Annotated in this window: 8 protein-coding genes; all 8 read right to left on the bottom strand. The window is 45.2% G+C overall.

Annotation, left to right across the window (positions count from 1 at the left end):
• Nucleotides 1–224: 224 nt before the first annotated feature.
• Nucleotides 225–524 (bottom strand): type II toxin-antitoxin system RelE/ParE family toxin, encoded by a 300-nt coding sequence (locus NFS31_RS25520; protein ID WP_251501559.1) that lies wholly within the window; start codon nt 522–524, stop codon nt 225–227.
• On the bottom strand, nt 521–775 hold the full coding sequence (locus tag NFS31_RS25515) for a type II toxin-antitoxin system prevent-host-death family antitoxin (RefSeq protein ID WP_251501555.1): 255 nt from the start codon (nt 773–775) through the stop codon (nt 521–523). The genes NFS31_RS25520 and NFS31_RS25515 overlap by 4 nt, the downstream gene beginning before the upstream one ends.
• 130 nt (nt 776–905) lie before the next feature.
• On the bottom strand, nt 906–3,863 hold the full coding sequence (locus tag NFS31_RS25510) for a type I restriction endonuclease subunit R, EcoR124 family (protein WP_251501552.1): 2,958 nt from the start codon (nt 3,861–3,863) through the stop codon (nt 906–908).
• A 4-nt stretch (nt 3,864–3,867) separates the two neighbouring features.
• The gene (locus NFS31_RS25505) at nt 3,868–5,055 is read right to left on the bottom strand and encodes a restriction endonuclease subunit S (RefSeq protein ID WP_251501549.1); all 1,188 of its coding nucleotides are present in this window, start codon (nt 5,053–5,055) and stop codon (nt 3,868–3,870) included.
• A 2-nt stretch (nt 5,056–5,057) separates the two neighbouring features.
• Nucleotides 5,058–6,653 (bottom strand): type I restriction-modification system subunit M, encoded by a 1,596-nt coding sequence (locus NFS31_RS25500; protein WP_251501546.1) that lies wholly within the window; start codon nt 6,651–6,653, stop codon nt 5,058–5,060.
• 457 nt (nt 6,654–7,110) lie between these two features.
• Nucleotides 7,111–7,458, bottom strand: coding sequence for a hypothetical protein (locus NFS31_RS25495; RefSeq protein WP_251501543.1), 348 nt, complete (start codon nt 7,456–7,458; stop codon nt 7,111–7,113).
• Nucleotides 7,459–7,850: 392 nt separating this feature from the next.
• Complete coding sequence (locus NFS31_RS25490; protein WP_251501541.1) at nt 7,851–8,327, bottom strand: type II toxin-antitoxin system VapC family toxin; 477 nt, start codon at nt 8,325–8,327, stop codon at nt 7,851–7,853.
• A 346-nt stretch (nt 8,328–8,673) separates the two neighbouring features.
• Complete coding sequence (gene neuC, locus NFS31_RS25485) at nt 8,674–9,810, bottom strand: UDP-N-acetylglucosamine 2-epimerase (protein ID WP_251501538.1); 1,137 nt, start codon at nt 9,808–9,810, stop codon at nt 8,674–8,676.
• Between the last annotated feature and the right edge of the window lie 173 nt (nt 9,811–9,983).

Genomic DNA, 9,983 nt, shown 5'->3' with positions numbered 1-9,983 from the left:
ATACCCGTGATAGAAATATAGTCTATTGTCACATAATTTTCCCTCACAGTCGAGGTACGCACTATCTACCGTTTACTACAGGACGGCTTTTTTTCAGAAGAAAACAAAGGACAAAAATAGAAAACTGAAACAGGATCCCCCGCGCGGCATTACCTTCACTCCTGTGAAAAAGCGCCAAGGCGTGTCTTAAAAATCATTGCCGCAATCCTGTATAAATATTTCTGCTAATCAAAAATTCGGGTTATATCCTGATAGCAATTTACTACTCTGTATATTTCTACAAACTCTTTCCTAATCTTATAAATAATTACATAATCATTCCAGACAGTATATTTATAATCTGTGCGAAAACTAACGCGTTTGGAAAGGTCAGCCCCTATATTCGGAAATAATTGTATACTCTCAAATTTCTCATAGATTTTTTCTATGGCGCGAGCCGCATTATCAGCATTATCTTCTGCAATATAATCACAAATCTCTTTTAAATCTGTAACAACGAAAGGGTTAATACGAAGTTTCATCATAAACTGTTTTCCATAGCCGCCTTTAATTCATCTAAACTGAGCCAGCCATCCCCTTCCCGCACCGCTTCTTCTGCCTCTTTTAGTTTCATCAAAAGTTTTTTTTCCGCCCTGTCCCTCTCATAATCCTCAATATCAAGGACAACATATTTTCCCCTGCCATTTTTTGTCAAAAATACCGGCTCTCCTGCCTGACAATTTTTTAATACTTCATTATAATTTCTTAAATCCGATACTGGTAAAATATTAGGCATATTCATTCTCCTTTCTCACCAATTTCTTATCTATAATTATATACCAATCAGTGTAAAAATCAACGTAATATTTTACAGCATCTCAATAATAATATGCCCCCCCTGGCCCGCTGCCCGCGGAAATCACCCGCTACACCAGCAGCGCGATCTCCGGCATCAGCACTGTCTTGAACTCATCCATCATCTGTTTCCTGAATTTGATTTTCGGCAGGGCATTTTTATGTTCTTCCCTGTATGCGGCATAATCCGCGCTGTCCTTTAACTGATTCTCGTTTGCAAGCCTGCCGTCCCTGTAATGATACGCTTCATACCGGACATCTTCAAAATCCAGATACCATTTCTCAGCGTATTTTCTGATTTCAGCGTCAATCACAGAATTACGCATCCGGTTCAGCATGACAGAAACGTCCTGTCCTATGAATCTTTCTTTATCGTTTTCAAGCCTGTCCACAACCTGCGCAAGCAGCAGGCTCAGCCTGGGATTATCGCCTGCAAACTCTGCTATAACCTCCCTGGCGGCTTTTATCCCGGTTTCAAATTCAGCCTCGTCAAAATCGTCTGCCGACGGATCCAGAGACTCCACAACTCCCTGCACTAATTCTACAATATACTCAAAATCAATCCTCAGCCTGCTGTAGGCTGCTAAATCATAATCATCCCATACCGGCGTTTCGTCCGCGCCCGGATTATCATCCGGCTTTTTTAACTCTTCCATCACGTTTTTATACATGGCGGCATAATCCTCATATTCCCCTTCGGAAAACCCGAACTCGTCAAGCACCTGCGGTTCATATAGGGAAAATGATTTCAGGTGCGCGAAATCGTGGTCCAGGGCCCTGAAAAGATGAATAAACGCCTTTTTTTGTTTTCGCGACAGACCTGCTGCATCTCCTGACGTCTGCGCCAGATTGCGGAGTGCTTTAAGAGATACGGAAAAGGATGCTTTCACATCATCCCAGTCCTCCGCAATCGGATTCCCGCCTCCCCCGCGCGAATATAGCCTGAGCGCCTCATTGATCGCCTCCTTATACTCTTTTGGCGCCTGGAATGTTACAATCTGCCCATATAGCTTTTTGGCATCAAACAACCGGTTGGTACGGGAAAACGCCTGGATCAGGTTCTGGGGGGCCATGGGCGGCCTGTCGATAAACAAAGTGGAAAGGCACGGCGCGTCAAATCCTGTTAAGAGCCGGTCAACCACAATAACCAAATCAAGCTGCTGGCTCCGATCCAGGTACCGCTTCTCTTTTCTCGCCAGCCGCTCATTGAGATTACGGTTATAAGATTGAATGGCGTCTATGTTATACCGGCTCCCAAACATCCTGTAATAATCGTATAGCGATTTCTTCATTTTATCCTGATTGACTATGGAGAATTCTTCGTTTTCCGACAGCGAATAGGTTATGGCAAATTTGGGAAAATCGGGCAGAGCCTTATGTATGTCGTCGCTGATCTTCAGCTCGTCTTTCCCCTCTTTAATTTTTGTGAGTAAATCATAGTATTTCTGTGCGATCGCAATGGAACTGGTCGTCAATATCGCCTCATACGTTCTTCCCCTGCCATTTCTCATGCCAAATTTGTCATAGGACTGATTCAGGATGACATTCAGAACCTTCCGCATATGTTCTTCCGTTTCATAAACCTGTTTCGCATTATCAGCGCTTACATCCTTTGCCCCGAGATTCTCAACCATGAATCCCAGAACCGCCTCGTCGTGGATCGCTTCTTTTATGGTATAGCTGTGCAGGCATTTTCCATATAACTGCTCTGTGGTCTGGGGCAGATCGCCCTTTTGTCCATAGCTGTTTTCATCAAAAATGGGGGTGCCCGTAAAGCCATACCACAATGAACTGGTAAAAAACTTCTCAAGCTCCCGTTTGGTCTTCGGCGTTACAGCCCTGTGGCATTCATCCACAACAAACGCAACCCGTAATGATTTGATTTTATTATACTGCTTCGTCCCCTCCTTCAGACGCCGGTTCACCATAATCTGCAGCTTCTGGCGCGTGGTGACGATCATCTGGCGCTTGTCATCCGCCATCTTTTCGATAAGGGAATGGACATAATCCGTGTCATCCACCTCAATCGTATCCGTAGAGGCATAGGATTGAAAAGCCATTTTCGTCTGCTCATCCAGATCCTTGCGATCAATGAGAAACACCGTTTTCTCAATTGCCGGAATATCCATCAGCAGATTTCTTGCAGCCTTATAAGACGTCATCGTCTTACCGGAACCTGTCGTATGCCAGATAAAGCCGGATTCCCCCCTCTTTGAAGCGGCCCTCATCGCCTCAATCGCATGGATCTGGTAGGGGCGCAGTATCAAAAGCTTCCTTTTTTCGTTGTCAAGAACCGTATACCGGCTAATCATCTCATGCGCCATGGGTATCTTAAGGACAGCTTTGGCAAATTCGATATAATCGCAGACAGGCTGGTTTTCTTCATCCAGCCATCCTGTGATAAATTTTTTGTTTAATTCCGTATCCCTTGCAGCGGAAAAATACTTTGTGTCTGCCGCATTGCTTACAACAAACATCTGCACATTTGAAAAAATGCCGCGAAACTTCCCTTCCGCAATATATTTCTTAATCTGGCGGTAGGCGTCCATATAGGAATGTTCTTTATTTTTCAGCTCAATATGGATGAAGGGGAGGCCATTTATAAGGAGCGTTACATCAAAACGCCTGTCGCGATCGCCCTTTGCATCCTCTGACTTAAAAGCCTGGTATTGACTGATAACCTCATACACGCTGGAGCCGCCGGCCACATGCTCATGATTCATCACTGCAAGATGCAGGGTCTCATTCCCGCGCTGGACATGGACATAGACTTTACCGTTTTCTCCGGCCAGCCATTTCCCGGCGTCGTAGAATGAAGCATGGGATACATCATTCTTAATCTTTGCAAACTCAGAATCGCTGAGAGGCGTATCATTCAGCTTCGCCTTGTTATTCTGCTCAAGGATGTATTTAAAATTATTCCATAACTGTTCCTCTGTTCTGATATCCGGCCTGTAGGTCCATTGAGACTCATCACAGCAGAGCTGGTCTATCAGCCTCTTTTCGATTACGGATTCTAATTCTGCCATACGCTTATCCTTTCTGTGGGAACATATTTTGCAGCATAAATTTCTTTACTTCTTTTAACTGGTCGTGTCTGCGCTGGCAGAGGGTGATGAGGCGGTCGATTTCGTCAAAATACCCGCCTATTTTAGCCTGTTCGCTAATACTCGGAAATAAAATATTGTATTTCAGCATATCGCCTATTTTCAGAACCCTGTTTCTGCCCGCCCCTCCCGGAGATGACAGCTCCAAATGTTCCCTGAATTTTCTGTCAAGCATAACATATTTAAAGAAATGAGAACTCAAATTCTCGTGAAATGAAAACTGAGGAAACCTGTGAGAAACCAGAAGCCCCGCATCTTCGTCATCCGTTATGGCAACTGCATGCTCCCATGCAAACGTAATGTTTACAATAAATTTGTCAGCAGCCACGCGATGCATCTTTGCCGCCTCCAGTTCCTTCCCCGCCTCCACATAACGATGGAACGTTCCTTTTGCGTGGCTTCTGATACCTAATCTTTCATATCCATCATGAGGAGTTTCAACCGGATCTTCGTACTTTTCAACAAGTTCCCCCAATTTACGCTGTTCCCAATCCCCGGTAAATCCTGCAAATCGTAGTTCCGGGATTCTCCGGCCGTTTTTAGGAAACATCTTTTGCAGCATATACTTCTTCAGTTCTTTTATTCCATTATACTTACGCTGATGAAGGGTGATGAGGTAATCAAGGCGTGCAAAATACTGTCCGATTTTCTCTTGTTCTTCTACATCTTGTGGCACTATTAAAACAGCACCTTTAACAGCATCAGAATTTACAGATTCAAATGTTGAGCCCGCAGCAAGTTTTTTCCAATAACCATCAGAATCAAATTTCACAAGAGTCTGGTACACAAATTCGTTACCTTTAATACCTGCCACACCACGTCCTAACACAACATCATAGGCAGTTTTCCCCATAGCGCCTGCCGGCGCCCGGACACTCATTATCAAATCGCCAGCTTGTGCTGTTTTTGTTTTTTGTGTTGTCCAAATTCGGGGAAAAACCCACCCATCTTTTAAATCAGCATTGCCCTGAACCAGAATATAGTCACTTGGTTCATCACTATATGTAGAACCATCCGGTGATTGTCCCATTGTGACTTCGCATAATTCCCCCAACCTCCGCTCTTCCCACTCCCCCGTAAACCCCTCAAACCTCACATTCGGTGTATTTGCCACGATCACACCTCCTTAAGAACGCCAATCAATTCCTCAATTGCATCCTTCGTTTCAGGATTTGCAAAGGTTAATTCCCCAAGCATTTCCAGAAGCGCCTCATTTCCGGCCTTAATCGCCCTGTCCGTTTCCCGGATCGATCTGGAAAGCTGCTTTAAATCCACTTCCGGCTCTTCCTCGCTGGTATCTACATATCTGGGAATATTTAAATTATAATCATTAGCCCTGATATCCTCGAACGATGCAAGATACGACACTTTATCAACCGTTTCTCTTGCATGATACAGTTCCAATACCCTGTCGATATGTTCCTCATGCATAACATTCTGCTTCTTTTCTTTTTCATACAGCCTGGACGCGTCAATAAACAATACGTCGCGCCCTTTTCTGTACTTTTTCAATACCAAGATACAGGTAGGAATGGACGTATTATAAAACATATTTGACGGAAGTCCTATCACCGCATCGATCGATCCGTTTTTGAGCAGCGTCTCCCTGATATACCCTTCCGCGGCTCCCCGGAATAAAACGCCGTGGGGCAGAACAATCGCCATGGCGCCTGTCTGCTTTAAATGGTAAAACCCATGTAATAAAAACGCATAATCCGCTTTTGACTTAGGGGCAAGCTTCCCCCCATAATCCATAAACCGCTCATCCTGTTTAAACCCTTCCGCGGCGGACCAATGGGCCGAATAGGGCGGATTCATGGTTACAACATCGAACTCCGTCTCTTCGTCCACAGGCCAGTCAGCATCAAGGGTATCCCCATTGCGCAGATGCTGGTTTTCGGGCAGGACTCCGTGCAGAAACATATTCATGCGCGCCAGATTATACGTGGACGGCATAAGCTCCTGTCCATAATACTGAATGTAATCAGGCTCTTTTGAATAATTCCTGCAGCTCAGCATCAGCGAACCGGAGCCCATGCACGGGTCGTATACCTGTAATCCCCGTTTCCCTTCCTGCCCCGATATGGCAATCCTGCAGAGAATCTGCGCGGGGCCGTGCGGCGTATAGAATTCTCCGGCCTTTTTGCCCGTTTCAGATGCAAACTGGCCGATCAGATATTCATATGCGTTGCCAAGGACATCCCCTTTTGTATGGATCATGTCCACACCTTCCAGTACCCTGATGACCTCCGCGATCGTAGCGCTCTGCTTCTGGTCATTGGCGCCAAGCCGGTTTGAGTACAGATCCACATCTGCAAACAGGCCGTTAAACAACGCATCCGACGCCTCGATACGGTTAAAAGCCGCCTGCAGCTTTTCTCTGTTAAAGGAATTATTTTTAACTGCATTTAAAATACTTACATAAGTCATATCCGGATCCAGCGTATAATACTTTGATTCCTTTATCTCGCTCAGCAAATCTTCGGCGTCGTCTGACCCCATCGCTTCTTCATACGCGCGCTGCGCTTCTTCAAGGCTGTCCGGATTTTTGTCCTCAAGAAGATCGTATACTTTCACCAAATATGAATCAGACAAATATTTATAAAAAACCAGTCCTAACAGATACGTCTTGTACTCATTTGCATCCATTTTCCCCCTGAGCACATCCGCGCCGCTCCATAGTACCTGCAATAAATCTTTTCCTTCAGCCATAGCTAATTTTCCTCCATGTTACGTATCACTGTCATCGTAAATTTTCTTAGAATGGATGAAAACAGAGTGTTCACAACTTCTCAGGGTGGTAACGCTCCATTGGTTTGCTGTTTCCTGATAGACTAAATCAATTCCCTTTCTTACAATATCGGTTTTGGACATACTGGTTCTTTCCATACAGAATTTTAGCTTTTTCATATCATCATCGGACAATCGAAAACTTTCTCTGTTGTTCTTTGGAGCCTCTGTCGGTCTGCCCATTTTTTTCTTTTCTATTTACATCACTCCCTATCAATGGCAATATACTTACACTCAGAATCTCGCTGCGCCTGATTTTTGTTCTGCACTCTCGAAGAAATACCCGGCGCAATCTGGTAAATTTATTTCTGCACAGTTCCTAAGCCCGCTCTTTTTGCTATTCCTTTATTCCCGCGAGCAACGAGCCAAGTGGGCATGCTTACATACACATTTGGCGACTGCCGCGAGGGTCAACAACCCCGTTGCTTGCAGCGGGGTTGTTGACTTTGAGATTTTCTGTAACAATTCCCAGTGCTTCAAGCTTTGCCTTTGTTGTCTTTAACTGGTACTCAATTTCTTTGTCCTTATCTCCTGCCTCTCTGGTGAAAGGTACAGTACACTGGCTATAATTTATTATAATTAATGTCATGACAAAAATCAACAGGAATATAAAATTGAAAAGTCTTCTGAAAAAGCCCCGCATCCGGAGGAAAAGGATAAGGCAGCAGGCGGCAATATCATTCAACGCAGGCACAGGCAACAGCACAGGAAACAACAAAAATCCCACTCAAGCCTGTGATATCCGCTGAAGCCACCGCATATCCGAAGTTGCTGAAGATTTATAAGGAACTGAATCGCCAAAACGAGATTATCTTTGACGCAGAGAGGCAAGATAAATTATTCTCCCCTCTCTGGTAAAATTATAGGGCAAATTTTTATGCTTTTGTATTTTCATGAACGAAACGGATTTCCTGATTTTAATGCTTGTTAAATTTTAATACACTTATACTTCCTGTATCTGCATTTCCTGAATTTGTTTGTGTACTTCCATGCCTCGTTTATTATAAAAATCACGTCTTTCCTGCGGTGTCATGTCTTTTGTGATATTATAGTTATATTCCCTTATTTTGTGGATATCCTCGATAGTAAAGTCTGGACTGATTATCAACTTATCCATAGTCATACCTCGCTTTCCAATAATACAGATGGATTGATAATTTCAACCGGTTTATAGCCCCTTAAATTGGTGATGGCTCTTATGCCTCTAATGGTCTTAATATTAACAATATGCTTAAAATTCCATGATATAATGCAGTCACAACCGTATATGACTGCGGCAGCGATATGTTGGCAGTCATCATAACTCTTTTTTGTCAAGATCCCCATATCAATAATCTGCTGAGCAACAGATGACATGGAATCTGTAATCTGGATAGGTGTATAATTTATCTGTTTCAAATATTGATACATCCGGGTTTTCTTTGGCTCTTTACAATCTGATATTTCCTCTAATGTGACAGTAGACAGATATACGTCATATTGTCCGGCTTTAAACTTTTCCCACAATTTTCTCGTATCTGCCATCTTTTCAGGCGCATCTTCCTGTAGCAAATGGCTAATAACCGATGTGTCCAAGTAGACCTTAAGATTTTCCATAAGCATCTTACTCCTTTAATTCGTCTGTTTTTGGCTTTCTTTAGACCAAATTCGCTTTATATTTTTACCGCCTTATATCATTGGCATATGCTGCAATATACAAATAATGTACATTCATTTTCATAAATATTGTAACATTCATTTGCCGCTTTTGCAATCAGACGAGTCCATTATTTCAGCATTATTGCTATAAATTTAAGCACATGTATTCACCACATTTTTAACGGAATTGTATGAGGTTTCAGGCATTTGCAGAACTGTTACAGCGGTTTTTCTTTCAATATCTATGCAGCCGTCGATTGTCCATCCCTGACAGCCAACCCGCAAAAATCTGGCTGCCTCTGCTTCAGACAGTCGAACTGAGATCCACAAACCTCTTCTGCACCGCAAAATCCCATATATCCGGCCCCCGCAAAAGCTCAATAAAACGTTCTGTGCTCCTGCCGTCGCCAAACTGCTTCGCCTCAAAGCGGTATTCCTGCGCATGGCCGATCGCCTCTAAAATCTCCTCCCTGTTTTCATCCACATGCTGTAAATTCCGGGTTTTTTCCAGGCTGTACCGCCCTTCCTGCCTGCTCCCGATGTCAATGGCCGGGATCCCGTACACGCTGCTCTCCCGCACCCCCGCGCTTGAATTCCCGATCATAAAATCCGCATGCTTTAAAAGCGTCAGGAAATATTCAAACCGCAGCGAGGGATACAGGCAGAACCGCCGCTCTCCTTCCATCCGCTTATACTCATTCAGCAAAATCTCGGATCCCTTATCATTATTCGGATAAATCACAATATAATTCCGCCCGGATTCCAGGAGCGCGTCCACCACCTCCTGGATCTTTTTCCCCAGGTTCGGGTAGTCGGTTGTAACCGGATGGTACATAAAAATTCCGTAATGTCCATAGGGAATATCATACCTGGCCTTCGCCTTATCAATCGAAGGGAGCGAGCCTGACAGCATGATATCAATATCCGGCGAGCCAATCACATGGATCCGCCGCGCCTCCTCCCCGAGCTGCACAAGCCGCTTCCCGGCCTCCTCATTGCACACCAGGTGCAGGTGGGCAAACTTGGAGATCGCGTGGCGGATCGATTCGTCAATCGTGCCCGACACCTCCCCGCCCTCGATATGCGCCACCCGGATATTGTTCAGGGCCCCCACCACAGCCCCGGCCAGGGCGTCGATCCGGTCCCCGTGGACCACCATCAGATCCGGGCGGATCCGCCCCGCGAACCCGGTCAGGTGGCAGATCACATCCCCGAGGTTATAGCTCATGCTGTCTGTGTGGATCTGGGCGAAATCCGTGTAGACATTCCGGTACCCATCTTTTATGATCTCCCGGTATGTACAGCCGAACACCTCCATCAGGTGCATCCCGGACACGTAAATATACGCCTCAAATTCCCCGGCCCGTTCCACCTCCCGGATCAGCGGCTTGAGCTTCCCGTAGTCTGCCCGGGTACCCGTAATAAATAAAATCTTCTTCATCTGCGTATCATGCTTCTTTCCAACTGCACATCCTCCCCGATATCGCAGGCCGCTGTCTTTCCCAGCACCGCCTCATACTCCTCCGCCCGGATTTCCCCGGCCCCCGGCGGCTCATGCGGTCTGTGAAATGGCGTTCCACCAGCCCGGCCCCCAGCGCCATGGCCGCGATGCAG

This window comes from Otoolea muris (assembly GCF_943193115.1).
In the GTDB taxonomy this organism is placed as follows: Bacteria; Bacillota; Clostridia; order Lachnospirales; family Lachnospiraceae; genus Otoolea; species Otoolea muris.
The sequence above is the reverse complement of the archived record's forward strand: the minus strand, read 5'-3'. Positions and strand labels throughout refer to the sequence as shown.

Excerpts from the sequence above, each read along its gene's own strand:
- NFS31_RS25520 (WP_251501559.1), bottom strand. The coding sequence starts at position 524 with ATGATGAAACTTCGTATTAACCCTTTCGTTGTTACAGATTTAAAAGAG.
- NFS31_RS25515 (WP_251501555.1), bottom strand. The coding sequence starts at position 775 with ATGCCTAATATTTTACCAGTATCGGATTTAAGAAATTATAATGAAGTA.
- NFS31_RS25510 (WP_251501552.1), bottom strand. The coding sequence starts at position 3,863 with ATGGCAGAATTAGAATCCGTAATCGAAAAGAGGCTGATAGACCAGCTC.
- NFS31_RS25500 (WP_251501546.1), bottom strand. The coding sequence starts at position 6,653 with ATGGCTGAAGGAAAAGATTTATTGCAGGTACTATGGAGCGGCGCGGAT.
- NFS31_RS25490 (WP_251501541.1), bottom strand. The coding sequence starts at position 8,327 with ATGGAAAATCTTAAGGTCTACTTGGACACATCGGTTATTAGCCATTTG.
- neuC (WP_251501538.1), bottom strand. The coding sequence starts at position 9,810 with ATGAAGAAGATTTTATTTATTACGGGTACCCGGGCAGACTACGGGAAG.